Consider the following 26,796-nt stretch of genomic DNA (forward strand, 5'->3'; position numbering starts at 1 on the left):
CGATGCCGCCGCGCGCGAGCGCGCGGCGGCATCGGCCTGGTCACGCCAGGCGGGGGCCAGGCGGGGGTCCTGCCTTCCGGTGGGGTCCGCCCAGGACCCTTCGGGGGACGTCAGCCGAACGTCAGTACCGGCTTGATCGCCTTGCCCGCACCCATGTCCTGCACCGCCTGGCCGATGTCCTCGAACGCGTACTTGCTGATCAGCCTGTCCAGCGGCAGCCGGCCCTCGCGGACCAGCTTGACCAGGGCCGGGATCGCGTTCTGGGTCTCGTGGTCGCCGAGGGTCAGGCCGACCACCCGCTTGCCGCCGAGCATGCCGTTGACGTCCAGAGCCACCTCCGAGCCGAACGGCGGTGCGCCGACGATCACCAACGTGCCGCGCAGAGCGAGCGCGTCCACGCCCTTGCGCAGGACGGCGACGCTTCCGGTGGTCTCCACGACCCCGTCGGCCCCTGCCCCGTCCGTGATCGTCTGGATCGCCTCGAGGATGTCCCCCTCACCGGCGTTCACGGTGTGGGTGGCGCCCAGTTCGCGGGCGAGCTCCAGCCGTTCGGCCACCTTGTCGACGGCGATCACCGTGGTCGCCGGCGTCAGCGCCGCGGCCATCACGGCCGACAGACCGACCGCGCCCGCACCGAGGATCACCAGCGTGTCCCCCGTCTTGGGCTGGAGGACGTTCCACACGGCGCCCACGCCGGTCTGCACCCCGCAGCCCAGTGGCGCGATGGACTCCAGCGGTACGTCGCGGTCGACCTTGACCAGGCTTCGCTGGTCCACCAGCGCCCGCTCGGCGAACGAGGACTGGCCGAAGAAGTGTCCGCCGAGCGGTTCGCCGTCGCGGCTGATGGTGCTGGTGCCGTCGGGCCGGCGCCCGCCGAGCAGGTTCAGCGGCAGCCAGCTGGCGCAGTAGGCCGGGTGGCCGTCGCGGCAGTTCTTGCAGTCGCCGCAGGAGGTGAAGGACAGCACGACGTGATCGCCGGGCTCGATCCCGGTGACACCCGAGCCGACGGCCTCGACGACGCCCGCGCCCTCATGCCCGAGGACTCCGGGCAACGGGAACGGCAGACCGCCGCCGGCCACACCGAGATCGGTGTGGCACAGCCCGGCGGCGACCATCCGGACGAGCACTTCGTTGGGGCGCGGTTCGTCGAGCTCGACGGCGGACAGCGTGAACGGCGCTCCCCCGGACTCGACCACGGCTGCGCGAGTGGTGGACATACTCCGAACTCCCTTTTTTGAAGAGGCGGGGGCGCTCAGTCGAGCGAGATGACGACGGACTTGACCTTGGTGTACGAGGCGAGCGCCTCGGGCCCGTACTCGCGGCCGAAGCCGGAGGCCTTCACCCCGCCGAACGGGACGGCGGGGTCGAGCATCGCCCATTCGTTGACCCAGACGATGCCGGCCTGGAGCCGGTCGGCGACGCGGTGCGCGCGGGCGAGGTCGGTGGTCTGGAGGCCCGAAGCCAGGCCGTACGGCGTGGAGTTGGCCATCTCGACGGCCTCGTCCTCGGAGTCGAAGGGCTGCACGGTGAGGACCGGGCCGAAGATCTCCTCCTGGACGACCCGGGAGTCGTTGCCGAGGTCGGCGATGACCGTGGGCTTGTAGTAGAAGCCGCCGTTCAGGTCGAGGCGCTCACCGCCGCACACCAGGCGGCCGCCCTCCTTGCGGGCCAGCTCGACGTACTCCTCGACCTTCTTCAGATGCCTCTCCCCCGCCATCGGCCCGACCACGGTCTCGGCCTCCCGCGGGTCACCGACGGGCACGCCGGGCACGGCCTGGGAGAGGATGCCGAGCACGGTCTCGTACAGCGGGCGCGCGACCAGCAGGCGCGGGCCGCCCATGCAGAACTGGCCGGTGTTGAAGACGAAGCCCTTGATGATCGCGCCGATGGCCTTCTCGACGTCGGCGTCCTCGAAGACGATGTGCGCCGCGTTGCCACCGAGCTCCATGGTGACCGGCTTCAGGCCCTCGCCGGCGACGCTCGCGGCGTGCCGGCCGACCGCGGTGGAGCCGGTGAAGGCGATCTTGTCGACGCCGGGGTTGCGCAGCAGGGCCTCGCCCGCGACCGGTCCCGTACCGGTGACGACGTTGTAGACGCCGTCCGGGACACCGGCCTGCTTGAGCAGGCCCGCCATGTAGAGGGCGCTGAGCGGGGTCTCCTCGGCGGGCTTGTGCACCACCGTGTTTCCGGCCGCGAGCGCCGGGGCGATCTTCGATCCGGCGAGGATCAGCGGGAAGTTGAAGGGCGTGATCGCGGCGACCACGCCGAGCGGGCCGCTCCGGGTATAGGCGAGGCCGTTGAGGGGGATGTCGCGGGTGGCGCCGTCCAGCGTCCAGGCGAGGGAGGCGTAGTACTCGTAGTCGTTGGCCGCGTTCGTCACGTCGACGGCGTGGCACAGCGTGATCGGCTTGCCGACGTCGCGGCTCTCCAGGGCGGCTATCTCGTCCGCGTTCTCGCGTATCAGCTCGGCGACGCGGTGCAGGATCCGGCCGCGCTCGCGGCCGCTCAGCCCGGACCAGGCGCCGTTGTCGAAGGCGTCGCGCGCGGCCCGTACGGCGGCGTCGACGTCGGCCGCGCCCGCCTCGGCGACCGTCGTGACCACCTGACCCGTGGACGGGTCGATCACGTCCATGCGTGCCCCGTCGGCCGCCTCGCGCCACTGTCCACCGATGAACAGCCGCCCGGGCCCGCTCTCGAAGGTGGTCGTCATTGCCCACTCCTCAGCCTTGATCGCTAAGATTTCAACCAACAGGATTCCTGTTGGTTCGCAGTCTCATTACAGACAGGTTTCCTGTCAATGCCTTACGCTGACCCGCATGGTCGCCACCAAGACGTCCCCCTCACTCCTGTACATGATCAAGCAGGTGGAACTCGTCGTGCGCTCCCATCTCGACGACCTGCTGAGACCGTCGGGAATCACGGCGCTGCAGTACACCTCGCTCACCGTCCTGGAGCGGCACGACGGCCTGTCCGCGGCGCAACTGGCACGCGACTCCTTCGTCACCGCGCAGTCCGTGGCCGACGTGGTCCGGGCGCTGGAGAGCCGGGGCCTGGTGCGCCGCGAGCGCAACCCTCGCAACCGCCGAGAGCTACTCATCCTTCTCACCGAGTCTGGCCGGGATCTGCTCGCGCGGCACGCCGAACCCGTACGGGACCTCGAGGAGCGCATGGTCTCCAACCTCACGGCGCACCAGACCGACCAGTTCCGGCTGGCCCTGTCAAAGGCGTGGCACGCGCTGTCGTAGAACCCCGTAAATCGAAGACATATGTCAATCGAACATGCTGAAATTCACCTCATCGAGGGTAAGTCGCGGGCTGGGGCAGGGTTTTGGGGCCTCCAGCCACGAGGAGGGGGTGATGTCGTCGTGAGCCACGCATCCGAACCCCTCACGCCTCATCTGCGCGTCCACCGGGAGCGCGGGCACCTCGTGCTGGCGTTCCACGGCGAGATCGACATCATCGCGGCACTGGAGATCACCCCGTACCTGGACGCGGCGACGGGGCGCCCCTGCGCACGGGTCGTGCTCGATCTGCGGCACGTCGAGTTCTTCGACTGCTCGGGCCTGCGTCTGCTGTACCGGGCCCGGCGCCGGATCCTCGCCCGGGACGGGCGGCTGCAGCTGGTCTGCGCTCACCCGCCGACCCTGCGCATCCTCCATGCGACCGGACTCGCGGGGGTCCTGCCCCCGCTGACGACCCTGGACGAGGCCTTGGAGCGGTCCGAGGCCGTCTCCGAGGCGATCTCCGAAGCCGGCTCCGGGGCCGCCTGCGGATCCGCCTGACCCACCTTCCGGCATACCTTCGCCGGCTCTTCGGTACTTCCGTTCACGCACGCCGCGTCCGCGGCGGGAAAATTCGCTTGCGCCCGCGTAGCCGGACCACGCCATGATGGCCCGGCGCCCAAACGCGCCCACATCGTCGATCGCAGGAGCCCCGAATGCGCCGATTCCTCGAAACCCCTCGCCCCCACCGGACGACAGTTCTCGAGGACTCGACCACTCATGCGAACCACCCTGAACATCGGCATCCTGGCGCACGTCGACGCGGGTAAGACCAGCCTCACCGAGCGGCTGCTCTTCGACTCCGGCACCATCGACCGGCTCGGCAGCGTCGACTCCGGCGACACCCGTACGGACGACGGCGCGATCGAGCGGCAGCGCGGAATCACCATCCGCTCGGCCGTCGCCGCCTTCACCGCCGGGGACGTGCAGATCAACCTCATCGACACCCCCGGGCACTCCGACTTCATCGCGGAGGTCGAGCGTGCCCTGGAGGTCCTGGACGGCGCGGTGCTGCTGCTGTCCGCCGTGGAGGGCGTACAGGCCCAGACACGGGTCCTGATGAAGACCCTGCGCCGGCTGCGCCTGCCCACGCTCGTGTTCATCAACAAGATCGACCGCGCGGGCGCCCGGGACGAGGACCTGCTGGACGACATCCGGCACAGGCTGACCCCGCACATCGTGCCGCTCACGGGCGTACGCGACATCGGTACCCCGCACGCCCGCGGCCTGCCGCGCCCGCTGAACGAGGCCCGTACGGCCGAGGCGCTGGCCGAGGTCGACCCGGGCATTCTCGCCGCGGTCGTGGACGGCCCTGCGCCCACCGGCGCCGCACTGCGCGCCGCCCTCGCCGCGCGCACCGCCGACGGCTCCGTACACCCTGTCCTCTTCGGCTCCGCACTCGGCGGCCAGGGCGTCGCCGAACTCGTCGATGCCTTGCCCCGGCTGATCCCCACGCCACGGCCGCCACAAGCGACTCCGACGGGTCGGACACCACAGGTGAATCAGGAGGTGAATCAGGAGGTGAATCAGGCGGGCCGGATGCCCGAGCCGCGCGGCACGGTCTTCGCCGTACGGACCGGACCCACTGGCGAGCGGACGGCTTATCTCCGCTTGTTCGAGGGCGAAGTGACGCGACGTCAGCGGCTCACGTTCCTTCGGCGCGAGGCCGATGGGCGCACCACGGAGGTGTCCGGCCGGGTCACCGGACTGGACGTGGTCGGCCGCGAGGGGCCGCTCACCGCGGGCAACATCGCCGCCCTGACCGGCCTGCACGGCATTCGCGTCGGCGACCGGCTCGGCGAAACACCCGATCGCGCACCGCAGTTCGCCGCCCCGACCCTGGAAACCCTGGTCCACGCCCGGCAGCCCGCGCAGGCGGCGCCGCTGCGATCCGCTCTGCTGACCCTGGCCGACCAGGACCCGCTCCTCCACGCCGGGCCCGGGCCGTTGGGCAGCACCGCGCTGCTCCTGTACGGCGAGGTCCAGAAGGAGGTCCTGGCGGCGACGCTCGCGCAGGACTTCGGCATCGAGGCCGAGTTCGAGCCGAGCCGAGTCCGGTACCTGGAGCGCCCGGCCGGCACCGGTGAGGCGTACGAGGAGATCCAGCGGCATGGACACACCGGGTTCTGGGCGACGATCGGGCTCCGCGTCGATCCCGGACCGCGCGACTCCGGCGTGGTCTTCACGTACGAGACCGAACTCGGCGCTCTCCCGCGCGCATTCCACCAGGCCATCGAGGACACGGTCCACGCGACCCTGCTCGACGGCGGCCTCAGCGGCTGGGCCGTGACGGACTGCCGGGTCACGTTGATCCGCTCGGGCTTCTGTGCGCCGATCAGCACGGCCGCCGACTTCCGCGGGCTCACGCCGGTGGTACTGCGGCGCGCCCTGGAGCGGGCGGGGACGCGGATGTACGAGCCGTACCACGCCTTCGAGGCGGAGCTGCCGCTCGACGCGCTCGCCCCGGTCACGGCCCGACTCGCCGCGTGCGGCTCGGAGTTCAAGGAGACGACCGGAGGCCGCACCGCATGGCTGGTCACGGGCGAGCTCCCGGCCCGGCACGTGCGCGACGTCGAGCTGCGGCTACCGGGCCTCACACACGGCGAGGGCGTCTGGTGGTCACGCCCGTCGGGGGACCGTGAACTGCGAGTGTCGCGCTAGGGCGGTGTCGTTACCAGGTGACGGGCAGCCGCAGCGGGCTGCGTGTCATCTGGCCCTCCCGCCAGCTGATGGTGTCGGGCGTGAAACCGGCGCTCAACAGCGGGAAGCGGGCGGCGAGGTGGTGCAGGGCGAGTTCGAGTTCCAGGCGGGCGAGCCACGCACCGAGGCAGTGGTGGGGGCCGGCGCCGAACACCACGCTGGGGGTCGGGAGTGGGGCAGAGAGGTCGGGCGGGCCCGGCGGGTAGACGTGGGGGTCGCGGTTGGCGACATTCGTCTGGACGGCGACCACGCTGCCCGCCGGGATCGTCACACCGCCGATCTCCGCATCCTCGACGGCCCGCCGGATCAGTCCGGGCAGGATGCGTCCCTCGCTGAGCGGGACCGTACGCAGCAGCTGTTCGGCCGCGGTGGCCGCGGCCGCCTCGTCCTTCGCGAGGCCCTGCCAGGCGGCGTGGCCGTCGGTGAGGAGGTAGACGACCGCGTTGCCGAGCGCTGTCATGGTCGTCTCGTGTCCCGCGACGACCAACCCGCAGACCAGGGACACCAGTTGCGGGTCCTCGACGCCGGTGCTCGCGTCCCCGGCCGCCACCAGCTCGCTGACCAGGTCGTCACCGGGTGCGGCCCGCCGCTCGGCGATCAGCTGCGCGGCGAACTCGCCGAACTCCCGCATGGCGCGGCCGACTTCCTCGGCCGTGTGCGCGCCGCCGGAGAGCGCGTGGTCGGACCAGTGGCGGATGCTCTCGCCGTCCACGTGGTCAAGGCCCATGAGACGGCAGATCACCGACACCGGCAGCGGACGCGTGAACCCCTCGACGATGTCGGCGGGGCGGGGCTGCTCGGAGAACCGGTCGAGCAGCGTCTCCACCACCCCGGCAACCCAGGGCCGCCAGCGTGCGATCGCCCGTGGTGTGAACGCCCGTTGCACCGTCCGGCGCAGCCGCTGATGGGCCGGACCGTCCTGGTTGAGCAGCCCGTCGGGATTGTCGAGCAGGTTCGGTACGGCGAGCAGGCGCGGTGGGTCGTCGCCGTACAGCGAACTCCGGTTGAAGCGGGGGTCCATGAGCACCTGGCGCACGTCGGCGTGCCGGCTGATCAGCCAGACGGGTGTGCCGGTCGCGAGTGTGCCGCGACGGGGCGGCCCGGACTCGGGAAGGCTCACGCGATGCATGGGGACGAGGTGCCGGGAGGTGCTGTGTGGTGTCATCCGGTTCTCCCCTGGCGCGCCGGTGGGCCTGTCCCCACGCTAGTGCGCCGCAAATGCCCCCGTCACCGGTTCATTCGGCCAACGATGCGGTCTGGCACGGCGATTGAGGGGTATCCGGCAGATGGGAAGGAGGGCGGTCGACATGACGACTTCCCTGAAGCGCCTGCCCGGATGGGCGAAGATCCTGAGCGCGGTACTCCTCGTACTGGTGGTACTCCTCGCCGGGCTGCGGCTGAGTCTGCTGCCCGGGCTGCGCGACGTGTTCCGCGAGGACACCCATGACCGGTCGGGGCCCACGCTCCTCAAGTCGATCCAGGACATCAGCCGTTACGACGCCGCTTCCGGCAACTTCCAGGTCGTGGTGGACCTGGAGAAGGACGCCAGGTTCCTGCCGGACGCACTCCGCGGCACGCGCACGCTGTACGTGGGCGCCGGCACCGTGGACGCCTATGTGGACCTCGGCAAGATCGGCGAGAAGGACGTGACGGTCAACGACGACCGCACGTCGGCCACGCTGAAGCTCCCGCACGCAGCGCTGGGCAAGCCCGCGCTCGACCCCGACCACTCCTACGCCGTCTCCAAACAGCGCGGGCTGCTCGACCGGCTCGGCGACATCTTCTCGGACAACCCGAACGACGAACGGGCCGTACAGCGGCTGGCGGCCCGGCACATCGGGGACGCCGCGGAGAAGAGTCAACTGACAGCCCGCGCCGAGGAGAACACGACCGGCATGCTCGAAGGCCTGCTGCACTCCCTGGGTTTCAAGGAGGTCCACGTGACGTACGGTTCGTGAGGCAGCCGCCCTCAGCCGTTGATCACGCCCGGCAGGGTCAGTGCGCCCAGCAGGGCCGCGCCCGCGAGCAGCCAGGCGACATAGTCGCCGATGTGCCCGGACTGCAGGCGTCGCAGCGGTCCGGCCCAGGCCCCGCCGGGCAGCCCCTCCCGTCGCGTGACGGCGAGGGCGGCGAGGGCCACGGCCAGCAGGGTCGAGGTGAGACCGAGGAGCACTCCCGCCAGGGTCCAGTGGGCCGAGGTGAACGCCCCGGCGGATCCGGCCTCGCTCACGGAGTGCTCCACGGCGGCGGCGAAACCCGGCGCCACGCCGACGGCGAGCGAGGCGGCGAGCAGCAGCGCGGGGACGGCGCTCATGGTGTCCGGCACGCGCTTCAGCCGCCGCCGGGTCTCCGGCCGCTCGCCGGCGCCGGTCGTCTCGTACGCGGCGTGCTCCTCGGGCCGGGGGCCGAGGCCGAAGAACACCCGTGCGGCGACCCGCAGCACCGCGCCCGCCGTCACCGTCGACACCAGGACGAACAGCACGGTCAACGCGGGCCCAGCCGCCTCCTCGGTGAGCGCCTTGCCCAGCGCGGTGCCGAAGGGCGGCAGCCCGGCCAGCCCCAGGGCGCCGACGAGGAAGAGCACCGCGACCCCGCGCAGCTCACGGCCGCGCCCGTGCAGCGCGTGCTCGTCGACGCTGCCGTACCGGTCGAGGACGATGCCCGTGCAGGCGAAGAGGGCGGCCTTCACCCCGGCGTGGCCGAGGATGTACAGCGCGACACCTCCGTCCGCCGCCGGGGTCAGCACACCGACGCCGATGAGGAACAGCCCTGTGTGGGCGACCGTCGAATACGCCAGCAGCCGTTTGATGTGCCGTTGGTACCAGCACATGACCGCGCCGACCACACTCGTCAGCACGCCGAGCACGAGCAGCGCCCGGTGCAGGTCCGCCGCCGGGATGCCGCCCGGGCCCGCGAAGACGTCCCCGTACACACGCCAGACTCCGTACACGCCGAGCTCGACCATCACACCCGACAGCAGCATGCACACCGGTGTCGGCGCGACCGCGTGCGCGTCCGGCAGCCAGAAGTGGAAGGGCACGGCCGCGGCCTTGACGAGAAACCCGGTCAGCACGAGCACGAAGGCCGCGAGGACCAGCGCGTCGGGTGGGCCGTACGCGTCGAGCCGCCGCCCGATCTGTGTCATGGCGAGCTCTCCGGTGCGCGCGTACAGCAGCACGATGCCCATCAACAGGGCGTACGCACCGAGCGAGTTGACGACGCCGAAGGTCAGCGCGCCCTGCACGGCCCTTGCCTCCTCGACCCGGTGGCCCGTCAGGGCGTACGCGACGACGCTCATCAGCTCGAAGAAGACGAAGGCGTTGAAGAGGTCCCCCGCGATCGCGAAGCCGCACATGCCGCCCTGGAAGAGCAGCATGAGCGCCGGGTAGGAGCCCGTGTGGCGACGCGGCGGTTCGTCGAAGTAGCGCCAGGAGTACGCCAGTGCCGCGAGAGTGAGCAGTGAGGCGAGCGCCGCCATGCCGAGGGCCGGTCCGTCGCCGACGAGCACGATGCCCACGCTCACGCCGTCGCGGGGCACCCAGTCGCCCACCCACTCGACCAGGGGCGGCGAGGACTGGAGGGCAAGGTGGATGGCGAGGGCCGCGGTGGCCGCCGACACGGCGCAGCCCACCGGCTCGGCCGCGGCGCGCGGCAGTCTGCTGCCGCAGGCGACGAGGAGGGCGGCGCCGAGGAGCGGTCCGGCGACGAGCAGCGGCAGCAGGTGGCTCGGATGATTCATCAGCCGCGCAGTTCGGAGAGTTCGTCCGGGTCGACCGTGCCGTGGCGTTTGGAGATCTGCAGGATGAGGGCGAGCAGCAGGGCGGTGACGGTGGCGCCCACGACCACATCGGTGAGGGCCAGGGCCTGGACGACGGGGTCCACCAGGGGCCGCGAACCGGGCTCGATGTCGGAGTGGACGGGGGCGGTGGCGCCGTCGCGGTACCCGACGGCGATGAGCAGCACGTAGGTCGCCGCCTGGCACACCGCCAGGCAGCCCACGGCGTGGATCAGGTTGCGGCTGGTGGCCAGGCCGTAGCAGCCGGCCAGGAAGATCCAGACGGCGACGAGATACGGCAGCACGGACATCATGGTCGGCTCACTCCCCGCTCTCTTCGGTCCCGACGGCGTTCTCTTCGATCTCGACGGCCTGGTCCAGGAAGCGGGCGAGCAGGACGACTGCCGCACAGGCGACCTCCATGCCCACGGCCGCGTTGAGCAGCGGGACGGTGCCGCCGGACGACAGCGTGTTGAACGTGCCGTACGGCAGCAGTGTGTTGGCGAGGAACGCGGTGCCGGCCAGCACGCCCGCGATCCCCAGGACGAGGTACGCGGACGTCCCGAGGGCGTCGCCGACCTCGTACAGGCCGACCGGCCGCACCCGTTCCAGGGCGCGGTAGTCGGCGCCGAGGTACAGCAGGTGCAGGGCGGTCGCGGCGACCACGCCGCCCTGGAAGCCGCCGCCGGGGCTGAGCTGTCCGTGGGCGACGACGTACAGGCCGACGAGGAGGGCGACGGGGAGGGTGATGAGCGCGTAGCGGCGGACGGGCGGGGCGACGTGGGCGGGGGCCGGTTGCGCGCGGTGTTCGTCGCGGGTCTGGCGGAGCAGCACCACGGTGCCGAGGACGGCCGCGAACAGGATCGTCATCTCGCCCATCGTGTCGAAGGCGCGCTGGTCGAAGTTGACGGACGACACCGCGTTGGCGGTGCGCCGGGCAAGGGACTCGCGCACCGCCCGCTCCCCGTACGGGTGCCGGTCGCCGCCGAAGCCGGGCAGTTCCAGGCAGGCGGCGAAGAGGAGCGCGGCGAGGCCCGCACCGCCGAGGGCCAGGAGCCACAGCCGTACGCGCCGGCTCACTCCGTACGCCCCTTGCGCCGGCCTCGGCGCCGCACCTTGCGCACGGAGAGCAGCAGCAACAGCGGGGTCAGGGCGGATCCGACGGCGAGTTGGGACAGGGCCACGTCGGGCGCCTGGAGCACGGTGAACAGCAGGGCCAGCGCGACACCGAGCACCGCGAGGACCAGCGCCTGGCGTACGGGGTCGCGGGCGGCGACGGCCGCGGTCGCGGTGGCGGCGACCAGCAGCAGGGTGACGGCGATCAGCATGTCATTCATGGCGGTCACCGCCCTTGGGCATGCCGCGGGCCAGCGCGCGGGACGCGACGAGGCTGCCGCTGATCATCAGCGCGCCGGTCACCAGGAGTTTCACCATCGCCCGTCCCGGCCCGGTGGCCGCGCACACCGCCGCGACGACCGCCGCGGAGAAGGCCACGGCCACCCAGGTGAGCGTCAGGCCGATGGGCGGGTCCTCGTGGAGGTCCTCGGCGAGCAGCCGGGCGAAGACGAGGGTGCCGATGGGGCCCAGGAGGGCGAGGACCAGGGCGACATCGACGTACGAAGGCCTTCGGTAGCCCTGGGCGAGCAGGAGCAGTGCGGGACAGGCCAGCGTGGTGGACAGGTTCTGCGCCACGACCCGGCGCCGCAGCGGGCCCGTGGCCACGCCCCACACCGCCGCCGCGCCTCCCCCGGCCAGCGCGACCGTCGCCGTGACGGTCCAGCCGTTCACCGCGCGCCCACCGCCCGGCGCGCGGCGCGCGCCGCGACTGCCCCGACCAGGGCGACGGCGGCTCCCAGCACCAGTTCCAGGGCATCCACCACCGAGATGAGCACCAGCCAGAGGACGGCCAGGACGGCCCACCACGCGAGGACTTCGAACAGCGCCAGGAGGAAGTCGGACAAGGCGTGGAGGAGAGTCGTACGCCGCGTCATGCGCACCTCCGAAGCTCTGGCCTTTTTCAGTCGATATATCCGATACGTCATCCAAACACCGTCCGACGGCCGTCCGGCGGCGGCGCGCGACACGTTTCCGCCCGGAGTGCCCCGCCGTCGCCCAGGAAACCGGCCGACCCCGTGTCGGACCTGTCGGTCGTGGGCATCGTCGTCCGGTTCGGGGGTAACCATCCATGACAAGGCGTCAGTTGAACGCTGGAGGGTTGTATGGCCCGTGCCCCGACGTCACGCTCGCGTACGGCGAAGTCGGTCCGTCGGCGGACCACAGCACCGCCTGGCCGACGACCACTTCCCTTTCTCGTTCGCCTACTGGTACTGCTGGTCGCCGTCGCGGCCATGGTGGCGTTCGCCGCCGCGCTGGCCCGGCTCACGCTGCAGCCGTCTCCGGCCTCCGAGTCGCTGACGCACAGCAATCTGCGCCCGGGACATTCGCTGCGGGCCTACCTGGACCAGCCCGAACTCCGCGACGCGGTCAAGCAGATCGGTGGGAATCTCGTCCTCGGCATCCCCTTCGGGGTCCTGCTGCCCGTGCTGCTGCCCGGGGCCCGCCGGTTTCTGTGGGTGGTCGCCCTCACCGCGGCGGTGATGCTGCTGGTCGAGCTGGTGCAGGGCGCGCTGATCACCGGGCGCGCCTTCGACATAGACGACGTGCTGCTCAACATCACCGGGGCGATGGTCGGTCATCTGCTCCTGGGCAGACGGCTGGGCCGGGCCGTGCATCCGCGCGAGCGCCGCGGCGCGGCCTGAGCACGGCGGCTCGGGCGGCGACTCGGGCGTACGGCTCGGGCGGCGGCTCGGGCGTACGGCCGTACGGCCGCCCCAGGCTCCGACGCAGGCCCTAGTGGACCGTCCAGGTGAGCTTGTCGCCGCCCACCCAGCGGACTACTTCCGGGTCGTCGGCGTCGTGGACCGGGATGCCGTACGCCGCGGCGGCCATCAGGACGTCCGTCAGGGCCTTGGCCTCGCCGATGACATAGCCGTCGATCTCCACGATGCGGAAGGGCGGATTCCCGGGCTGGACGCCCAGCACGGTGATCCGCGGGTGCGAGATGTAGGGGCTTGCGCTTTCGGTCATGATCCCACCGGTTCCACATGCATGCCGCCGGTAAGCCTGCCAAGGCGGCGATGTCGGTCGTCGTGGCCCAGGCCGCGCCGACGTGGTCGGCGCCCGAAACGAGGGGCGCACTTCATGGTGGCACAGGGAGGATCCGGTGGCTGCCGCGCGGGCCGGTCCGAGCCGCGCGAAGGTGGAGGCATGGACCCGATCGAGGCCCTGGACCGGATCGCCTTCCTGCTGGAACGGTCGCAGGCTCCCACCTATCGCGTACGGGCGTTCCGCACGGCGGCGGCCCTGGTGGCCGCTCTACCGGACGACGAACTGACCCGACGGGCGGCCGCCGGGTCGCTGGAGTCGCTGAAGGGCATCGGGCCGAAGACCGCGCAGGTGGTGCGCGAGGCGCTGGCCGGGCAGGTGCCGGGCTATCTGGAACGGCTGGAGCGGGAGAGCCCGGATCCGCTGTCTCAGGGCGGTGAGCGGCTGCGGGCACTGCTGCGCGGCGACTGCCATCTGCATTCGGACTGGTCGGACGGCGGGAGCCCGATCGAGGAGATGGGGCGAGCGGCGGCCGGGCTCGGACACGAGTGGGCGGTGCTCACCGACCACTCGCCGCACCTCACGGTGGCGAACGGGCTGACCCCCGAGCGGCTGCGGGAGCAGCTCGCCGTGGTGGCGGAACTCAACGCCCGATGGGCTCCTTTCCGGCTGCTGACCGGCATCGAGTGCGACATCCTCGACGACGGCTCGCTCGACCAGGAACGGGAGCTGCTGGAGCAGCTCGACGTCGTGGTCGTGTCGGTGCACTCCAAGCTCCGTATGGACGCGGCGGCCATGACGCGCCGTATGGTCGCCGCCGTCCGCAACCCGCTGTCCGACGTGCTGGGGCACTGCACGGGCCGGCTCGTCGGCGGTCGCGGGCGGCCCGAGTCGCAGTTCGACGCGGACGCTGTCTTCGCGGCCTGTGCGGACTCGGGAACGGCGGTCGAGATCAACAGCCGTCCGGAACGGCTCGATCCGCCGCGCCGGCTCCTGCGCCGGGCGGTCGACGCGGGTGTCCTGTTCTCCGTGGACACCGACGCCCACGCACCCGGCCAGCTCGACTGGCAGGGGTACGGGTGCGCGCGAGCCGAGGAGTGCGGGGTACCCGCCGGACGCGTGGTCACCACTTGGTCGGCGGACGAACTGCTGGCCTGGACGCGGCATCGCGAGACGCCGCACGGCGTGCGCGGTCCGTGACGACTTACACGGGGTACGCGGGTACACGGGGTACGCGGGTACACGGGGTACGCGGGTACACGGGGTACGCGGGTACACGGGGTACGCGGGTACACGGGGTACGCGGGTACACGGGGTACGCGGGTACACGGGGTACGCGGGTACGCGGGTACGCGGGTACGCGGGTACGCGGGTACGCGGGTACGCGGGAAGTCTGGCGAGTGGCGAAGGGACAGCCCATGGGACGAGCGGCCGTGTTCGACGTCGACGGCACACTCGTCGACACCAACCACCTTCATGTGACGGCCTGGTGGGAGGCCTTCCGGCAGGCCGGGCACAGGGTGCCGATGCACGCCATCCACCGGGCGGTGGGCCTCGGCGCCCACGATCTCGTCGCGCATCTGCTGGGCGACGACCGGGACACGGACGAGGACGACACGCTCAGCGCCGCGCACAAGACCCTCTACGGCACGTACTTCGACCGGCTGCCACCCCTGCCGGATGCCGGGGACCTGCTGCGGCGCCTGGACCGCGACGGCTGGAGTGTTGTGCTCGCCACCTCCGCCGGCGGGCCGGAGCTCGCGGCGCTGCGCCGCGCCCTCGACGCCGACGAGGCCATCCGCGCCACGGCTAGCGCAGACGAGGTGGAGGCGGGCAAGCCCGCGCCCGAGCCGGTGGAGCGCGCCCTGGAACTCGCCGGGGCACCCGCCGAGCGATCGGTGTTCGTCGGCGACACGGTCTGGGACATGCGCGCGGGAAGCCTGGCGGGTGTCCTCTGCGTGGGCGTCCTGTGCGGTGGCATTCCGCGGGCCGACCTGGAGGAGGCCGGTGCTCGTGCCGTCTACCGGGACCCGGGTCATCTGCTGGCGTCGCTGACCGACAGCCCCCTGGCATCGGGCGAATGAACCGCACCGGCGGCGGTGCCGGCGAAGCGGAATCGCGCCGGAAGCGGAATCGTGCCGGGAGGCATGAGCCCCCCGTTTCTCCGGTTACTCGCCCCGCATGATCCGTGTGAGTCAGGTCGGGGACCGGATGCGGGACGAGGCGCGGGCCGTCGTCGGTGCGGCGCGGCGGGCCGGGAGTGGACCGGGCAGAGAACGGGACCTTGTCGCGCAGTCGCTCAAGGCCGCCGCGGCGGCGCTGCTCGCATGGATGGTGGCGCGTGAGTGGCTGGGCGACCCGATGGCGCTGATGGCGCCATGGGTGGCGGTGGTCCTGGTTCAGGCCACGGTCTACAGCTCGCTGCGGCGGGCGGCCCAGCAGTTCGCGGCGATCTGCGTCGGCACGCTGCTGGCGTCGGTGGCCCAGGTGGTCACCGGCGACACCCTGGTCGCCCTCGCGCTGTCCGTCCCGGTACTGATGCTGCTGAGCAACTGGCCTCGCCTCGGCGACCAGGGCATCTACGCCACGACCGTCGCCCTGTTCACGCTCACCACGGGCGCCGTGTCGGGCTCCGCGATCGGCCATCGGCTCGCGCAGGCCGCCCTCGGGGCCGTCATCGGGGTCGCCGTCAACGCCTTGGTACTGCCCCCGATCCACCTGCGGGACGTGCGCGAGAACCTCGCGGCCCTCGCCCACGAGGCGGGCGACGTGCTGACCGGCATCGCCGAGGACCTGCGGCAGGGCGACTGGGACGCGTCGACGGCCGCGAACTGGTCGCACGCGTCCACGCGCCTGGCGCGCCGGCTCGACGGCCTGCGCGCGGCGCGTGGCTGGAGCGAGGAGAGCCTGCGACTGACGCGGGGCTGGTTGAGGGCGTTCCACCGGGTGCCGCTGGATGTCCCGGCGGGCGGCGAGGACGAGCGGTGGAGCCGGATCACCGGGCATGTGGCCGCGCTGACCCGGGCCCTGACGGCCGCGGTCGACGACAACCGGATCGCCGGCCCGCCGGACGGCACGACGGGGGAAAGCTATGCCCGGTTACTCGCCCTGCTCGGGGAGGCGTGCCGCCGCGAGAGCCGGTCGCTGCTGGAATCGTGCGGACGCACGGCACGGCAGGAGTCGCACTCCCACGACCCTCGCCGCCGGGCGGAGGCGGCGATGCGGGAACTGCACAGGACCCTGCAGACGAGCCTGCGCGACCACGCCGGCCTCAGCGCCGCCCGCACGGCCGTCCTGGGCACCTTGCTGCTCCAGGCCGAGAACATCTGGGCGGAGATCGAGCGGCCGGGAGAGGACGGGAACCTCGACAGTGCGGTACGGGTGCGCCGGTCGTGATACGGCTCACGGTTGGACGGTCCTGGCCTGGGAACACCCGTCGGTAATTTACCGTTGAATCAGAAGGCCCCGACCGTGATTCCCCCGTCCGGTCGGGGCCTTTTCGTCATGGGCCGCGCCGAGGATCACTCCTCGAGCTCGTTCAGGGCAGCCACGAGTTCCGGAGCGACGGCTTCATGGAGCCAGGACTCGTGGTCGGCACCCAGGGCGCGCGGGACCGTTTCGGCGAGCATGATCAGGTAGAGGTAGCTGCGGTAGAGGGCGAGGCGCCGGCGGGCCGCAGGAGTGAAATCGGCCCGGCCGCCCGCCTCTTGATAGCCCGCCAGGAAAGCCCCGTCCTGTTGGATGTCGCCGAGCAGGGCCAGGGAGACGAAGTCCGCCAGTGGGTCGCCCCAGAACATGCGCTCGCCGTCGATCAGACCCCCGATCCTGGGGCTGCCGGTGCTCTCCGGGCGCTCGACGAGGATGTTCCCCCGCCACAGGTCGAAGTGCACCAGGCACGGTTCCACGACCTCGTCGAGGGCGTCGTACGCGGACTTCGCGGCCCGTGCCACCTCGTCCACCGGGAGCGGCAGCCGGGCGTGGTAGCGGCGGGCGTCGTCCAGGACAGCGTCGTACATCGTGGTGAAGGCCGTACGCCAGTCGGCGGCCAACGGCCCCAGCGCGCCTGAGGGATAGCCGAACCCGGGCCCGGACACTCGGTGCAGACGGGCCACCTGCCGCCCCAACTCCTGGCGAAGCTCCGCCTGTTCGCCGTCCGGGAAGGAACCCCACGGATCGCCCGGACAGGCCGTCATCAGAAGATGACGGCCGGTGGGAGCGGACGCGTCGAGACAGAGGGCCACCACACGCGGCGCGGGTACGTCGGCCGGGGCGGCCGAGCGGTAGAACTCCGCCTCGGAGACAAGGAGTTCGCGCTCATGGCTCAGACCGGGCGCGGTGGGAGGTGGCGGGGTCTTGAGTATGTAGCGGCTGCCATCGGTGAGGACGACTTCCTCGACATCGTTGTACGTCCCGCCGCTCAACGACCGGCACTGGGCCGGCCGCTCCGACGGCAGCCCGGCCGCTTCGAGGATCAGTCGGACCCGCTCCTGAGGCATCCCGCGCCCACCCCGTTCCGTTCGTCGCCGTGACACCACCCTGAACCGGTTCAGCGTACGAGAGAACCCGCGTACTCCGGGGCGCGTCGAGGGTTGAGAAGAAATCTTTGCATAGATATCTTCTCACTATGCCTCCCTCGCAACCGCGCATGCTGTCCGACATCGACGCGCTCAAGGCCCTTGCTCACCCTCTGCGGCAACAGTTGCTGGCATGGCTTCAGCGCCATGGCGCGGCCACGTCCGCCGACTTGGCCGCCGAGTTCGGCGAGGACCGCGGCGCGACCAGCTACCACCTGCGGCAACTCGCCCGATTCGGGTTCATCGAAGAGGACACGGACCGTTCGTCCGGGCGTCGCAGATACTGGCGAGCCATCCCGCAGGACGTGCGCCTGCCGCGCCGCCCGGCAGACCCCGAGATCGCTGTCGCCGCCGATGAGGTCCATCGACAGTGGATGGAACGTGCTGAGCGCGACCTGACCGCCTATCTGTCCAGCAGGGAAACGTTCGGCGAGTTCACCGCCGCCGCCATGCACTCCTACGGCGGCACCACGCTCACCGCCGAGGAGCTGGCCCAGTTCGGAGAGGAGTACGTTGCCTTTCTCTCCCGCTGGCACCGGGAACCCAGTCAGGCGCCACCCGGCAGTCGGCATGTCTCCGTGGTGTTCCACGCGTTCCCCACGCCGGGCCCCGGGGACGCGTCGTGACCGCCCCCGTCAGACAGAGGACCACCGAACGTCCCTCGCTCTGGCGCAACCGCGAGTTCGTCGCCCTGTGGAGCGGTCAGGTCGTCTCGACCCTGGGCGCCCAGATCAGCGGAACGGCGATGCCGCTGCTCGTGCTCGCGACCACCGAATCGCCCTCTGACGCCGGAATCGTCGGAGCCGCGGGCACGCTGCCCTTCCTCGTCGCTCACCTGCCGGCCGGACCGCTGGTGGACCGGTGGAACCGCCGCTGGATCCTGCTGATCAGCGAACTCGTCGCGGGCCTGGCACTGGCCACCGTCCCGGTCGCCATGTGGTGGGGCACACTCTCGATCGCTCACCTCGCCGCGGTCTCCTTCTTACAGGGACTGTGCTTCGTCTTCTTCGGGCTGGCTGAGCGCGCCGCCCTCCCCAAGATCGTCCCGGCGGCGCTTTTGCCCACCGCGGTGGCCCACAACGAGGCCAGGAGCCGCGGCGCGGCTCTGGCCGGTCCTCCCCTGGGCGGCCTGCTCTTCGGCATCGGCCGCGCCATACCCTTCCTGGCCGACGCGCTCTCCTACGTCATCGCCTCCATCGGACTGCTGCTCATCCGAAGCGACCTGCAGAATCGGACGACGACACCACCGGAACCACTGTGGCAAGCCACCACCGCAGGCCTGCGCTGGATCTGGCGCCATCCCCTCATCCGCGCCGCGATCCTGCTGATCGCCGTCAGCAACCTGGTCTTTCACGCCCTCGTATTGATCATCGTCGTCCTCGCCCAGCAGCACGGCGCCACATCCACCACCATCGGCATGATGCTCGGCATCTACAGCGGCGGCGGTTTCATCGGGGCGCTCGCGGCGAGCAGATTCCATCATCGCTTCACGCCCAGAACCGTCATCATCGGGGTCAACTGGATCTGGGCTGCGCTTCTGCCCCTGTTCGCACTCGCGTCCAGCCCTCTGCTGATCGGTGTTGTCGGCGCCGCCTGCGCCTTCATCGGACCGCTGTGGAACGTCGTGATCATCACCTACACAACCGTCCTGGTTCCCAACGAGTTGCTGGGACGCGTCACCAGCGCGGCCATGACCCTGTCCTGGGGCGTCATGCCGCCGGCCTCCCTCGGCGCCGGCTACCTGCTCACCGCCCTCGGACCGACCAGCTCCGTACTGGTGCTGACCATGGTCATGCTCGTCACTGCGGTCATCGCCACCGCCAGCCCGGCCGTCCGGCATGCCCCGCCACTGCCCTCACCTGACGAGTCGGCCTGACTGACAAGACGGTGGACCACAAGCGGAGCCGACACGCAGGAATTAGGCTCCGCGCATGGAACAGAGCGAGATCATCCTGCGTGCGATCGGCGTCCTGACCGAGACCCAGGAGATGGTGCGCAGGATCAACGGGGACGCGGACGTCGACGCGGACGTCGGCGACGCCCAGCTCGGCAGGCTGGTCACGGAGGTGTTCCCGCCGGTGGAAGTGCCTGTCGACGCGACTCCGGCCGAGGCGGGCCAGGCCGTCGTCGACGCACTGATGCCCGCCGCGATCTCCCTGGTGGGCGCCTTCGCGTTCGTCTTCTCCGAACTCGCCGAAGTTCACGACACGGGCCGGTCCGACATCACGAGCACCGAACTCCTGCGGACGCTCGCGCTTCGCCTGTCGAACAGGGACAGCGACGAGGAGTAGACGGGAAAGAGAAGAGGAACAGCCGGCAGCAATCAGACGGCAGGGGCCCCGAAGCGCGCGAGGCAGTGCCACACCTTCTTCAGGTCCTGCGGGTCGTGGCGGCCCGTGCGGGCCGCGTCGCCGATGACCCGTGGGTCGAGGCGGCCGTCCTCGGAGATCCGCGCGCCCAACTCGACGTACTCCGGACCGCGGAAGTCCGGGTGGCGCCGCAGTTCCTCGACGGAGAGCCGGTATCCGGGATGCCACTCGACCGGGCACGGCAGCAGCTTGGCCGCGGCCTCCACCGGGGTGCCGCAGTAGCAGGGGTCGAGAACCAGGGCCTCCGCGTCCCGGTCCAGTACGACGAGTCCGTGCACCTGGGCCTCGATGTAGTCGTCGAGGGCGTCCCGGTCGTCCTCCTCGGCCAGCCGTATGAGGGACATGCCGTCGGCGACTCCGAACGCCGTCGGATCGACAGAACTGTCGGGGTAACAGAACGTGGCACGCCGCAGCGCTTCTCCGGTCAGCCGGAAGTGCGCGGAGCCGAACCTCGGTGCGGCGCCCACCACTTGGTGCCGGAAGTTCAGCGCGCCGTACACCGGACGCTCGTGCGCGTCCGCGGCGTCGTACGCCCCGGCGAAGATCCGGCTCTCCCAGCGCCAGCGGTCGCCGCCGGGATGTGCCGTCAGCCCGCCGTTGCTCGTACCGGTGACGAACTGCGAGTGGTACGTGCCGTCCTCGGCCAGTGCCTCCAGGATCGGCAGCCCGCGCACCAGTCGGTCCGGGTGGAAGTTCAGGGTCACCCGTAGCGCCGGATCCACGGCGGGCCCGGACGACAGCGTCGCCACATGGCGCAGCGCACGCCCCCGTGGCGAACGGGGGTTCCCGAAATTCATTCGATCTCCTTCCGGTTGACTAGGTAGCCTAGATGGAAAGCTAGAGCCTCTAGGTAGCTGTGAGGCTCTCAGTTGCGCGTCGGCCCGACCCGGGACCGGTTCGCGACCACCCGACTCCCAGGAGACCCCTCAAGATGAGAGCACTCACCGAGCAGGACATCCGCAACTCATTTGTCAACTGCTCCAAGGGAGAGGCCAAACGCCTGGCGATACCGCGCGACCTGGCCGAACGCCCCTGGGACGACTTGGACTTCCTCGGCTGGCGCGATCCGGGGGCGCCCGACCGCAGTTACCTCGTGACCGAGCGGGGCGACGGCCTCGTCGGCGTCACCCTGCGCTTTCCGTCCTCGCGGCGCGGCTTCCTGCACCGCAGCATGTGTTCGCTGTGCCTGACGACGCACCCGGGCAACGGTGTCTCCCTGATGACGGCCCGCAAGGCGGGTGCGGCCGGCCGCGAGGGCAACTCCGTCGGTGTGTACATGTGCACCGACCTCGCCTGCTCCCTGTACGTACGCGGCAAGAAGACGCCCGAGTCGGGGTCCCGCATGGAGGAGAGCCTCACGACGGAGGAGCAGATCGCCCGGACGACCGGCCATCTGTCCGCCTTTCTGGACAAGCTGTACGCCTGAGCCCGCCCGCAGGCCAGGGGCTCGTCCTTTGCCTTCTCGGCCGTGTCAGACTGGCCGCTCGGCCTGTGCGTCCTTGCCGTCGTCTCGGGTGAGCTGCGCCGACTGAACACGTTCGGTGCGGCTGTGAAACGGGAAGTGCCCAAGGATGCGCGATGTACGTGAGACGTGGGCCATCGGCGTGGCCCAGGCCCGGAAGTGGCGCCAGGAGCCCGTCGTCGTCCAGACCCTAAGGTCGGCGGCGGCCGCGACGATCGCGTACGTGGTCGCACTGCGCTTCAGCCCCGAGGCCGCGCCACTCACCGCTCCGCTGACCGCGCTCCTCGTCGTACAGGTCACCCTCTACGCCACACTGACCACCGGCATACGCCGGGTGAACTCGGTGGTGGCCGGTGTCGTCCTCGCCATCGGATTCAGCGTCCTGGTCGGACTGACCTGGTGGAGCCTGGCCCTGCTCATCCTCGCGTCGCTGGCCGTCGGGCATCTGGTGCGGGTCAGCGAGTTCGTGCCCGAGGTGGCGATCAGCGCGATGCTGGTCCTCGGCGTCACCAGGGTCGGTGACACCGCCTGGGCCCGGGTGCTGGAGACCTTCATCGGAGCCGTCGTCGGGCTCGGCTTCAACCTGCTTTTCGCTCCTCCGGTGTGGGTGGGCGTGGCCGGTGAGTCCATCGAGGGTCTGGCGCGCCGGATGCGGCAGCTGATGCTGCTGCTCGGCGAGGAGGCGGGCGGGCGCGCCCCCGTGGTGGCGGACGCGACCGAGCGGCTGCACGAGGCGCGCCGCCTCGACCACGACATCATCGAGGTGGACGCGGCCCTCAAACAGGCCGAGGACAGCCTGCGCCTCAATCCCCGCGTACGCGAAGGGCTGCTGCACCGGGTCGTCCTGCGCACCGGCCTCGACACACTGGAGATCTGCACGGTGGTCCTGCGCGTTCTCGCGCGCACCCTCACCGACCTCGCCAAGGAACGCGATCCGCAGCCGCTGTTCGACCGGGAGACCGGCGCGGCACTGGAGCGGCTCCTGGGCGAGGTCGCCGACGCCGTGGTCAGCTTCGCCGTGCTGGTCACCACCGACGTCAGCCGCAGCGCGGAGTCCGCGGAGGCCCGGCTCGCCTCCGAACTGGCCGCGGCGACCGCCACCCGCGACAAGCTGGCCCAGTTGCTCCTCGACGAGGTCCAGCGGGACGTGCGCTCGTGGCAGCTGCACGGCGCGGTCCTCACGGAGGTCACCCGGATCCTCGACGAACTCGACATGGAGCACCGTTCCCAGCGACTCCTCGAGGAACTGGACCGGTGCACGCGGGAAGAGCGCGAACGCATGCCCCGGCTGACCCGCTTGCGCCAGGGCCTGCGCTCGTCACGGCGGAACCGTCGCACCCCGTCGAATCGTGCTACGTGACGAACACGACAACGGCGCGGGACCGCACGACGAGAACGCCCGGACAAGGGGAGTGCGCATGACCGACGACACCGTGCGGATCGACGGGAACACGCTGCGGCTGCCGGGCGGCGTGCTGGTCCGGTTCATCCGTACCCTGCGCCTGCCGGAGACGGGAACCCATCCGCTGCCGCCGGGGCTCGGCGAGTTCCCGATACGGCGCGTCGAGGACTTTCCGGACACGGTGCCCCCGGAGTGGCTGGCGCGCGGCGGTGTGATGCTGCCGGTGTATCTGCGTGAGGCCATGTGGCTGAGCTTCGCCGGTACGTCGGAGCCGGCCGCCCTGCAGGTGGGCGTCGGCAAGGTGTGCGCGGTCTCGGGTAAGCCGTGGAGCTCCCGCCTGGTGCGGGATCCGCAGAACTATGTGGTGCTGCCACGCCAGCCGTGGCTCGACGGCATCAACTCCGGGAAGGGCACGGTCCGTCAGTTCGTGGCGGTTCCGCTCGGGCTCGGCGCCACGGTCGAGGGACAGGTCACCGGCGAGGAGGTGTGGGGCGGCGTACAGCTGCAGTCGTTCCCGCTCAATGACACCGCCCTGGCCGAATGGCGGGAGGCGCAGCGGCATGCGGCGGAGCAGGCGGCACGGCGGCGGAGCATGACGGCGACCGGCGGTTATGGAGCCGCGCTCCCCATGGCCGCGCCCGGTTCTCCTCCCCCGCCCCCGATGGCCGCTCCGATGCCGGCCCGGTCGGGCCGCCCGCAGGGGTCGTCATCCCCCGCGGGCGGCGCGCCGCGGCCCGCGGCGGCGATGGGGCTCGGGGTCGGTGGTTCGATGCGCCAGGAGGTCTACCGCGACGACCGCCCCCTCACGGACTGGGCGCGGACGGCGGCGGGGCGCGTGTTCGTGCACCTGGTCACGCCTCCCGAGTGGCGGCGCATCACCGGCGAGGCGGCCCCGCCCTCGCCCGTCGATCGCGCGGCCTACACACGGGCCGGGTTGCCGTGGTTCGACTACTACGACCAGGACGCCGACGATCTGTCCCCCACGGACGCCCTCGGCTCGGTGAACCCGGTCGGCGACTGGCTGGGCGACGACCACACTCCCTGGGAGCCGCCGTCGCCCCACCAGGTGAAGCCACTCGGGGACGCACCGGGGAAACCGGTCGGGGACGGCGACTGGTAGCCGCCGGGGAGGGCTACGTGGGCTGGGTGCCGCCGCCGCACTGTGCGCACCTGCCCTTGAACGATGTTTGCTCTTCACCACCGCTACTTGCCAAGGTGGAGCTCTCGGCTGAGATCACAGCTGAGGCGACCGACACCAGAGGTGCAGGCATGAGCAGTGGTGAGGAACCGTCGCGGGGAACGCGCGGCGGCGGCTGGAGCAGGCGCCGTTTCTTCGGCGCGCTCGCGGGCGCGGCCGCGGTGACGACGGTACCGGCGTGCGCGGCGTCCGAGACCGACTCCGCGGCCACGTCCACCCCGACGGCGGCCACCACTCCGACGGCGGCCACCCCGACGCCGTCCCGCCGCACCGGCCCCCGCCCCCTGTTCCTCGGCACGTACACCTCGGTCGAGGGCGGCGGCACGGGCATCGGTCTCGCGACGTACGACAGCACGACGGGCCGGATCACCGGCAAGGGAACGCTCACGGGCGTCGGCGACCCGTCCTATCTCGCCGTGCATCCGAACGGGCGCGTGCTCTACGCCGTCAACGAGCGGGAGGACGGCGGCGTGACAGCGGTGCGGCTGTCGACGAGCGGGCGCCACAAGGTACTTGGTACGCGCGGTACGGGAGGCTCCGGTCCCTGTCATCTGTCCGTACACCCCGGTGGACGGTGGCTGCTGAGCGCCAACTACGGCTCCGGCAGTGTGGCCGTGCATCCCATGGACGCCTCGGGCGCGCTCGGCGAGCGGACGGATCTGGTGACGCATTCCAGCCCGCCGCCCGGGCCGGGCCAAGAGGGGCCGCACGCACACCAGTTCATCACCAGTCCGGACGGCGGCCATGTGCTGGCGGTCGACCTGGGGGCGGACACCGTCTACACCTATCGTCTGGACGCGTCCGCGGGCACGCTCAAGCCGGTCTCCCAGGCACACACGCGCCCGGGCGCGGGCCCGCGCCATCTCACCTTCCACCCCGGGGGCCGCTTCGCCTATCTGGCGAACGAGCTCGACAACACGGTCACGGTGTGCGCCTACGACCCGGCCACCGGCCGTCTCACGCCGGGCGATCCGCAACCGACCGGCACGGGCGAGGGCACGAACTACCCGGCGCAGCTGGTCGTCACGCCCAAGGGCTCGCACGCGTATCTCGCCAACCGTGGCCACAACAGCCTGACCCGGTACGCCGTCGAGGCGGACGGGGGCCGGCTGCGCTTGCTGGACACCGTGCCGGTGGAGGGCGACTTCCCTCGCCAGATCGCCCTCTCGCCGGGCGGGAACCTGATGTTCGCGGCGAACCAGAAGTCGAGCACGGTCAGCGTCTTCCGTGTCGACCAGAACTCCGGCGAACTCCGGCTCGCGGGCAAGCCGTTCGCATCACCCGTCGCCGTTTGTGCGCTGCCGCTGTAGCGCGCGAGGGCGGTTGGCGGCGCTCGCCTGGGCGAGCAGGACGTGCATGCGCTCCGAGAGCTGTGCGACGTCGTCGGCGGGCCGGTGAAAGGGAAGTCGTACGTCGCCGTGGGCGCGAGCCCGCTCGATGCGCAGCGTCAGTCCGTGCCGGTCGACGGCGAGCGGCTGGACGCGTACCGCGCCGTGCAGACTGTCGGGCTCGACGAGACGGGTGAGCCGCTCGACCGCGTCCGGGTGAGCGTCGGCGAGGTGGGTGAGCAGCCGGGACTCGGCCGTGGCCAGCGGGTCGGGTTCGGCGCCGGCGAACTCGTCGAGGTCGACCACGACCGCACCGCCCGCCTCGCGCAGCACGACCCGCGTCGGCCGGAAGGCCAGATCCCCGCTCTCGGGCGCGAACCAGCCGGCCAGCCAGAGCCGGGCGCGGATGCGACCCCGCACGGGGACGGGTGCGACGTCCGCGAACTCGAGGACGGCGGACGGTTCTCCGCGTGGCGCGCAGACCGCGGCCGCGGCGAGCAGACTGTCGTCGGGCAGACGCAGCAGCACGCGGCCGTCCTCGGCGACGGTGTGCGCTCCGATGAACTCCTCGCGACCGCCTTCCGCGGTCACCGCGCAGGACCATGCCGTGGCCAGCACGGTGCGGGCACGCTGCGCCATGGACGGCACGGCGGTCCAGGTGTGACGGTCACCCATCAGAACCTCCCTTAGGTAAGCCTTGCCTAACCTATCGAAGATCAGGGCTCACGCCAACCAGCAGGCCTGCTTCGCTGCCCACTAATTCCAGTGGACCGGGCGCGTGAGTGACGGCGGCAGCCTGGTGCCATGGCTGCCCCTGGCGGCGTTGAGCTGAGGCTGGGTGAGGAAGATGACGCCGGTCAGATCGGCGTCCGTGAGGTCGGCGTCGCGCAGGTCGGCACCGATCAGATCCGCGCCACGCAGGTCGGCACCCGTCAGATCGGCGGCGATGAGATAGGCGCCGCGGAGGTTGGCGCCCTTCAGGTCGGCGCCCTTGAGCCGGGCGCCCATGAGGTCGGCGCCACGGCGTTCCTTCTTCCTGCCCCGGCCGATGCCGGCGCGGGCCAGTTCACTGGTCCGCAGCAGCAGAACGTTGACGTCGGCGCGGACGGCGGACACGTCCAACTCGGCCAGTTCGTCCGGGGTGCCAAGCGTGAGAGCCTCGGTCCTGTCGTGCGCGCGGCGCAGCTCGGCGTGGACCGGGCGTGCGGCGGGCAGCTCCAGGGCCTCGGTGAGATACCAGAGCAGCTCGTGGAGCTGGCGTACGACCGGGAACACATCGAACATCCGCCGGGCGTCCGCGCGCGAACCCGACCGCCAGTCCTGGCCGCCGAAGGTGATCCGCGAGACCTTCTGTCCGGCGCCGAAGCAGTCGTAGACGGTGCAGCCGGTGAACCCCCGCTGCCGCAGCTCCGTGTGGATGCCGCACCGGGAGTCCGTCAGGAGGTTCGGACACGGCTTTCCCGCATCCTTGTCGATCGCGAAGTCCGCCGAGGCGGAGAAGGGCAGCGCGACACAGCACAGCCCGAAGCACCGGCTGCAGTCGGCTCGCAGATCGGGACGGTCGGGCACGGCCGTGCCGGGTTGTTCTCGCATGCCGTCCAC

General features: G+C 71.2%; 29 protein-coding genes. 15 read left to right on the plus strand and 14 right to left on the minus strand.

Annotated features, from left to right (window positions below):
• Positions 1-110: 110 nt before the first annotated feature.
• Both FGD71_RS32470 and FGD71_RS32475 read right to left on the minus strand, forming a co-directional pair.
• A complete protein-coding gene (locus FGD71_RS32470; RefSeq protein WP_119104138.1) occupies positions 111-1,217 on the minus strand; it encodes an NAD(P)-dependent alcohol dehydrogenase in 1,107 nt (368 codons plus the stop codon).
• 35 nt (positions 1,218-1,252) lie between these two features.
• Positions 1,253-2,710 (minus strand): aldehyde dehydrogenase family protein, encoded by a 1,458-nt coding sequence (locus tag FGD71_RS32475; protein ID WP_119104139.1) that lies wholly within the window; start codon positions 2,708-2,710, stop codon positions 1,253-1,255.
• A 106-nt stretch (positions 2,711-2,816) separates the two neighbouring features.
• Here FGD71_RS32475 and FGD71_RS32480 point away from each other — a divergent pair, with 106 nt between their 5' ends.
• From FGD71_RS32480 to otr(A), 3 genes are all read left to right on the plus strand, one after another.
• The gene (locus FGD71_RS32480) at positions 2,817-3,245 is read left to right on the plus strand and encodes a MarR family winged helix-turn-helix transcriptional regulator (protein WP_119104140.1); all 429 of its coding nucleotides are present in this window, start codon (positions 2,817-2,819) and stop codon (positions 3,243-3,245) included.
• 120 nt (positions 3,246-3,365) lie between these two features.
• Positions 3,366-3,782 carry an STAS domain-containing protein gene (locus tag FGD71_RS32485; protein WP_240436881.1) on the plus strand — a complete coding sequence of 139 codons (417 nt, stop codon included), beginning with the start codon at positions 3,366-3,368 and terminating at the stop codon, positions 3,780-3,782.
• Positions 3,783-4,001: 219 nt separating this feature from the next.
• A complete protein-coding gene (gene otr(A) / locus FGD71_RS32490; RefSeq protein ID WP_119104142.1) occupies positions 4,002-5,942 on the plus strand; it encodes a tetracycline resistance ribosomal protection protein Otr(A) in 1,941 nt (646 codons plus the stop codon).
• Between the two features lie 10 nt (positions 5,943-5,952).
• Here otr(A) and FGD71_RS32495 read toward each other — a convergent pair whose 3' ends face one another.
• A complete protein-coding gene (locus tag FGD71_RS32495) occupies positions 5,953-7,146 on the minus strand; it encodes a cytochrome P450 (protein WP_119104143.1) in 1,194 nt (397 codons plus the stop codon).
• A gap of 142 nt (positions 7,147-7,288) precedes the next feature.
• Here FGD71_RS32495 and FGD71_RS32500 point away from each other — a divergent pair, with 142 nt between their 5' ends.
• Positions 7,289-7,939 carry a DUF4230 domain-containing protein gene (locus FGD71_RS32500; RefSeq protein WP_119104144.1) on the plus strand — a complete coding sequence of 217 codons (651 nt, stop codon included), beginning with the start codon at positions 7,289-7,291 and terminating at the stop codon, positions 7,937-7,939.
• Between the two features lie 11 nt (positions 7,940-7,950).
• Here FGD71_RS32500 and FGD71_RS32505 read toward each other — a convergent pair whose 3' ends face one another.
• Genes FGD71_RS32505 through FGD71_RS32530 form a run of 6 tightly spaced genes read right to left on the minus strand, consistent with a single transcriptional unit; the run spans position 7,951 to position 11,747 of the window.
• Positions 7,951-9,720: a complex I subunit 5 family protein gene (locus tag FGD71_RS32505; protein ID WP_119104145.1), complete on the minus strand. Its 1,770-nt coding sequence runs from the start codon at positions 9,718-9,720 to the stop codon at positions 7,951-7,953.
• Complete coding sequence (locus FGD71_RS32510; protein ID WP_119104146.1) at positions 9,720-10,070, minus strand: sodium:proton antiporter; 351 nt, start codon at positions 10,068-10,070, stop codon at positions 9,720-9,722. Before FGD71_RS32510 ends, FGD71_RS32505 begins: the two co-directional genes overlap by 1 nt.
• A 7-nt stretch (positions 10,071-10,077) precedes the next feature.
• Complete coding sequence (gene mbhE, locus FGD71_RS32515) at positions 10,078-10,836, minus strand: hydrogen gas-evolving membrane-bound hydrogenase subunit E (protein WP_119104147.1); 759 nt, start codon at positions 10,834-10,836, stop codon at positions 10,078-10,080.
• On the minus strand, positions 10,833-11,093 hold the full coding sequence (locus FGD71_RS32520; protein WP_119104148.1) for a Na(+)/H(+) antiporter subunit B: 261 nt from the start codon (positions 11,091-11,093) through the stop codon (positions 10,833-10,835). The genes mbhE and FGD71_RS32520 overlap by 4 nt, the downstream gene beginning before the upstream one ends.
• Positions 11,086-11,544, minus strand: a complete 459-nt coding sequence (locus FGD71_RS32525) for an MrpF/PhaF family protein (protein ID WP_119104149.1) — start codon at positions 11,542-11,544, stop codon at positions 11,086-11,088. The genes FGD71_RS32520 and FGD71_RS32525 overlap by 8 nt, the downstream gene beginning before the upstream one ends.
• Positions 11,541-11,747, minus strand: a complete 207-nt coding sequence (locus tag FGD71_RS32530) for a hypothetical protein (RefSeq protein WP_119104150.1) — start codon at positions 11,745-11,747, stop codon at positions 11,541-11,543. The genes FGD71_RS32525 and FGD71_RS32530 overlap by 4 nt, the downstream gene beginning before the upstream one ends.
• Before the next feature lie 228 nt (positions 11,748-11,975).
• On the opposite strand from FGD71_RS32530, the gene FGD71_RS32535 reads away from it, so the two are divergent.
• Positions 11,976-12,515 carry a VanZ family protein gene (locus FGD71_RS32535; RefSeq protein WP_119104151.1) on the plus strand — a complete coding sequence of 180 codons (540 nt, stop codon included), beginning with the start codon at positions 11,976-11,978 and terminating at the stop codon, positions 12,513-12,515.
• Between the two features lie 91 nt (positions 12,516-12,606).
• Here FGD71_RS32535 and FGD71_RS32540 read toward each other — a convergent pair whose 3' ends face one another.
• Positions 12,607-12,843, minus strand: a complete 237-nt coding sequence (locus FGD71_RS32540) for a hypothetical protein (protein WP_119104152.1) — start codon at positions 12,841-12,843, stop codon at positions 12,607-12,609.
• A gap of 180 nt (positions 12,844-13,023) precedes the next feature.
• On the opposite strand from FGD71_RS32540, the gene FGD71_RS32545 reads away from it, so the two are divergent.
• From FGD71_RS32545 to FGD71_RS32555, 3 genes are all read left to right on the plus strand, one after another.
• A complete protein-coding gene (locus FGD71_RS32545) occupies positions 13,024-14,061 on the plus strand; it encodes a PHP domain-containing protein (protein WP_119104153.1) in 1,038 nt (345 codons plus the stop codon).
• Positions 14,062-14,279: 218 nt separating this feature from the next.
• The gene (locus tag FGD71_RS32550) at positions 14,280-14,945 is read left to right on the plus strand and encodes an HAD family hydrolase (RefSeq protein WP_119104154.1); all 666 of its coding nucleotides are present in this window, start codon (positions 14,280-14,282) and stop codon (positions 14,943-14,945) included.
• 97 nt (positions 14,946-15,042) lie between these two features.
• Positions 15,043-16,257, plus strand: a complete 1,215-nt coding sequence (locus FGD71_RS32555) for an FUSC family protein (protein ID WP_420878370.1) — start codon at positions 15,043-15,045, stop codon at positions 16,255-16,257.
• Between the two features lie 125 nt (positions 16,258-16,382).
• Here the strand turns inward: FGD71_RS32555 and FGD71_RS32560 are convergent, their stop codons facing one another.
• Complete coding sequence (locus FGD71_RS32560) at positions 16,383-17,357, minus strand: phosphotransferase family protein (RefSeq protein ID WP_119104155.1); 975 nt, start codon at positions 17,355-17,357, stop codon at positions 16,383-16,385.
• A 128-nt stretch (positions 17,358-17,485) separates the two neighbouring features.
• Between FGD71_RS32560 and FGD71_RS32565 the strand changes: the two genes are divergently transcribed.
• The 3 genes from FGD71_RS32565 to FGD71_RS32575 are packed head-to-tail and all read left to right on the plus strand — an operon-like array spanning position 17,486 to position 19,726.
• Positions 17,486-18,061: an ArsR/SmtB family transcription factor gene (locus FGD71_RS32565; protein ID WP_119104156.1), complete on the plus strand. Its 576-nt coding sequence runs from the start codon at positions 17,486-17,488 to the stop codon at positions 18,059-18,061.
• Positions 18,058-19,311: an MFS transporter gene (locus FGD71_RS32570; RefSeq protein WP_119104157.1), complete on the plus strand. Its 1,254-nt coding sequence runs from the start codon at positions 18,058-18,060 to the stop codon at positions 19,309-19,311. Before FGD71_RS32565 ends, FGD71_RS32570 begins: the two co-directional genes overlap by 4 nt.
• Before the next feature lie 55 nt (positions 19,312-19,366).
• A complete protein-coding gene (locus tag FGD71_RS32575; protein ID WP_119104158.1) occupies positions 19,367-19,726 on the plus strand; it encodes a hypothetical protein in 360 nt (119 codons plus the stop codon).
• A gap of 32 nt (positions 19,727-19,758) precedes the next feature.
• Here FGD71_RS32575 and FGD71_RS32580 read toward each other — a convergent pair whose 3' ends face one another.
• Positions 19,759-20,601, minus strand: a complete 843-nt coding sequence (locus FGD71_RS32580; RefSeq protein ID WP_119104159.1) for a DUF3626 domain-containing protein — start codon at positions 20,599-20,601, stop codon at positions 19,759-19,761.
• Between the two features lie 134 nt (positions 20,602-20,735).
• Between FGD71_RS32580 and FGD71_RS32585 the strand changes: the two genes are divergently transcribed.
• From FGD71_RS32585 to FGD71_RS32600, 4 genes are all read left to right on the plus strand, one after another.
• Positions 20,736-21,230 carry an FBP domain-containing protein gene (locus FGD71_RS32585; RefSeq protein WP_119104160.1) on the plus strand — a complete coding sequence of 165 codons (495 nt, stop codon included), beginning with the start codon at positions 20,736-20,738 and terminating at the stop codon, positions 21,228-21,230.
• Between the two features lie 145 nt (positions 21,231-21,375).
• Positions 21,376-22,626, plus strand: a complete 1,251-nt coding sequence (locus tag FGD71_RS32590) for an aromatic acid exporter family protein (protein WP_119104161.1) — start codon at positions 21,376-21,378, stop codon at positions 22,624-22,626.
• Positions 22,627-22,684: 58 nt separating this feature from the next.
• Positions 22,685-23,788 carry a hypothetical protein gene (locus FGD71_RS32595; RefSeq protein ID WP_119104162.1) on the plus strand — a complete coding sequence of 368 codons (1,104 nt, stop codon included), beginning with the start codon at positions 22,685-22,687 and terminating at the stop codon, positions 23,786-23,788.
• Between the two features lie 149 nt (positions 23,789-23,937).
• Entirely contained in the window at positions 23,938-25,176 is a 1,239-nt protein-coding gene (locus FGD71_RS32600; RefSeq protein WP_119104163.1) for a lactonase family protein, read from the plus strand.
• On the opposite strand, the gene FGD71_RS32605 is transcribed toward FGD71_RS32600, so the two are convergent.
• Both FGD71_RS32605 and FGD71_RS32610 read right to left on the minus strand, forming a co-directional pair.
• Positions 25,144-25,869 (minus strand): DUF2470 domain-containing protein, encoded by a 726-nt coding sequence (locus FGD71_RS32605; RefSeq protein WP_119104164.1) that lies wholly within the window; start codon positions 25,867-25,869, stop codon positions 25,144-25,146. The genes FGD71_RS32600 and FGD71_RS32605 overlap by 33 nt on opposite strands.
• An 81-nt stretch (positions 25,870-25,950) precedes the next feature.
• Positions 25,951-26,787, minus strand: a complete 837-nt coding sequence (locus FGD71_RS32610; RefSeq protein ID WP_119104309.1) for a pentapeptide repeat-containing protein — start codon at positions 26,785-26,787, stop codon at positions 25,951-25,953.
• Positions 26,788-26,796: the final 9 nt, after the last annotated feature.

This window comes from Streptomyces sporangiiformans (assembly GCF_005768555.2).
Classification (GTDB): Bacteria; Actinomycetota; Actinomycetes; order Streptomycetales; family Streptomycetaceae; genus Streptomyces; species Streptomyces sporangiiformans.

Excerpts from the sequence above, each read along its gene's own strand:
- FGD71_RS32520 (WP_119104148.1), bottom strand. The coding sequence starts at position 11,093 with ATGAATGACATGCTGATCGCCGTCACCCTGCTGCTGGTCGCCGCCACC.
- FGD71_RS32470 (WP_119104138.1), bottom strand. The coding sequence starts at position 1,217 with ATGTCCACCACTCGCGCAGCCGTGGTCGAGTCCGGGGGAGCGCCGTTC.
- FGD71_RS32480 (WP_119104140.1), top strand. The coding sequence starts at position 2,817 with ATGGTCGCCACCAAGACGTCCCCCTCACTCCTGTACATGATCAAGCAG.
- FGD71_RS32600 (WP_119104163.1), top strand. The coding sequence starts at position 23,938 with ATGAGCAGTGGTGAGGAACCGTCGCGGGGAACGCGCGGCGGCGGCTGG.
- FGD71_RS32610 (WP_119104309.1), bottom strand. The coding sequence starts at position 26,787 with ATGCGAGAACAACCCGGCACGGCCGTGCCCGACCGTCCCGATCTGCGA.
- FGD71_RS32505 (WP_119104145.1), bottom strand. The coding sequence starts at position 9,720 with ATGAATCATCCGAGCCACCTGCTGCCGCTGCTCGTCGCCGGACCGCTC.
- FGD71_RS32535 (WP_119104151.1), top strand. The coding sequence starts at position 11,976 with ATGGCCCGTGCCCCGACGTCACGCTCGCGTACGGCGAAGTCGGTCCGT.
- FGD71_RS32555 (WP_420878370.1), top strand. The coding sequence starts at position 15,043 with ATGATCCGTGTGAGTCAGGTCGGGGACCGGATGCGGGACGAGGCGCGG.
- FGD71_RS32510 (WP_119104146.1), bottom strand. The coding sequence starts at position 10,070 with ATGATGTCCGTGCTGCCGTATCTCGTCGCCGTCTGGATCTTCCTGGCC.
- FGD71_RS32585 (WP_119104160.1), top strand. The coding sequence starts at position 20,736 with ATGAGAGCACTCACCGAGCAGGACATCCGCAACTCATTTGTCAACTGC.
- FGD71_RS32605 (WP_119104164.1), bottom strand. The coding sequence starts at position 25,869 with ATGGGTGACCGTCACACCTGGACCGCCGTGCCGTCCATGGCGCAGCGT.
- FGD71_RS32495 (WP_119104143.1), bottom strand. The coding sequence starts at position 7,146 with ATGACACCACACAGCACCTCCCGGCACCTCGTCCCCATGCATCGCGTG.
- FGD71_RS32475 (WP_119104139.1), bottom strand. The coding sequence starts at position 2,710 with ATGACGACCACCTTCGAGAGCGGGCCCGGGCGGCTGTTCATCGGTGGA.
- FGD71_RS32575 (WP_119104158.1), top strand. The coding sequence starts at position 19,367 with ATGGAACAGAGCGAGATCATCCTGCGTGCGATCGGCGTCCTGACCGAG.
- FGD71_RS32565 (WP_119104156.1), top strand. The coding sequence starts at position 17,486 with ATGCCTCCCTCGCAACCGCGCATGCTGTCCGACATCGACGCGCTCAAG.
- FGD71_RS32500 (WP_119104144.1), top strand. The coding sequence starts at position 7,289 with ATGACGACTTCCCTGAAGCGCCTGCCCGGATGGGCGAAGATCCTGAGC.
- FGD71_RS32540 (WP_119104152.1), bottom strand. The coding sequence starts at position 12,843 with ATGACCGAAAGCGCAAGCCCCTACATCTCGCACCCGCGGATCACCGTG.
- FGD71_RS32580 (WP_119104159.1), bottom strand. The coding sequence starts at position 20,601 with ATGAATTTCGGGAACCCCCGTTCGCCACGGGGGCGTGCGCTGCGCCAT.
- FGD71_RS32545 (WP_119104153.1), top strand. The coding sequence starts at position 13,024 with ATGGACCCGATCGAGGCCCTGGACCGGATCGCCTTCCTGCTGGAACGG.
- FGD71_RS32560 (WP_119104155.1), bottom strand. The coding sequence starts at position 17,357 with ATGCCTCAGGAGCGGGTCCGACTGATCCTCGAAGCGGCCGGGCTGCCG.
- FGD71_RS32590 (WP_119104161.1), top strand. The coding sequence starts at position 21,376 with ATGCGCGATGTACGTGAGACGTGGGCCATCGGCGTGGCCCAGGCCCGG.
- FGD71_RS32530 (WP_119104150.1), bottom strand. The coding sequence starts at position 11,747 with ATGACGCGGCGTACGACTCTCCTCCACGCCTTGTCCGACTTCCTCCTG.
- FGD71_RS32550 (WP_119104154.1), top strand. The coding sequence starts at position 14,280 with ATGGGACGAGCGGCCGTGTTCGACGTCGACGGCACACTCGTCGACACC.
- FGD71_RS32595 (WP_119104162.1), top strand. The coding sequence starts at position 22,685 with ATGACCGACGACACCGTGCGGATCGACGGGAACACGCTGCGGCTGCCG.